This is a genomic window from Nocardia stercoris (assembly GCF_003696265.1).
Taxonomy (GTDB): domain Bacteria; phylum Actinomycetota; class Actinomycetes; order Mycobacteriales; family Mycobacteriaceae; genus Nocardia; species Nocardia stercoris.
In genome coordinates this window covers 1-800 of record NZ_RFFH01000056.1, presented here as the reverse complement: position 1 = coordinate 800, position 800 = coordinate 1, and the positions used below count along the sequence as shown (strand labels likewise).

Below are 800 nucleotides of genomic sequence, written 5' to 3'. Positions count from 1 at the left end.
GGCGGCAGGAAGTCACCGGCGCCTTCGACCTCGACGAACACCGAAACCTTCGCCAGCCCACCGGACACCACGCTCGGCTCGTCGAACTGCGGCTCGTTGAGCAGCCGGTAACCGGGCACGTACTGCTGGATGTCGGCGACCATGCGATGCACCGACTCGGTGATCGCGTCGTGGTCGGCGTCCTCGGGGATCGCACAGAAAATGGTGTCGCGCATGATCATCGGCGGCTCGGCCGGGTTCAAGATGATGATCGCCTTACCCCGCGCAGCGCCACCGATGGTCTCCACACCCTTCGAGGTGACCTTGGTGAACTCGTCGATGTTCGCGCGAGTACCCGGACCGGCAGACACCGACGACACCGAGGCGACGATCTCGGCGTAAGCCACCGGCACCACCCGGGACACGGCCGCCACGATCGGGATCGTCGCCTGGCCACCACAAGTGATCATGTTGACGTTCGGGGCGTCCTGCAACGAGTCCAGGTTCACCGGCGGGATAACCGCCGGGCCCACAGCCGCGGGAGTCAAGTCGATCGCGCGGATACCGGCGGCTTCGTACTTCGGCGCGTACTCACGATGCACGTAGGCGGAAGTGGCCTCGAACAACAGATCCGGCTTCTCCGGCAAAGCCAGAAGCCAGTCCGCGCCCTCTGCCGAGGTCTCCAACCCCAAACCCCGCGCGCGCTTCAAACCTTCACTGTCGGGGTCGATCCCGACCATCCACCGCGGTTCGATCTTCTCCGAGCGGAGCAGCTTGTACAGCAGATCCGTCGAGATATTGCCGGAGCCGACAATCGCGGC

The 800-nt window shown here is 65.0% G+C and carries 1 protein-coding gene; it reads right to left on the bottom strand.

The features are described 5' to 3' along the window. Positions 1-800, bottom strand: an 800-nt coding sequence (locus tag EBN03_RS33555; RefSeq protein WP_122192188.1) for an acetaldehyde dehydrogenase (acetylating), incomplete at both ends; no start/stop codon positions are given.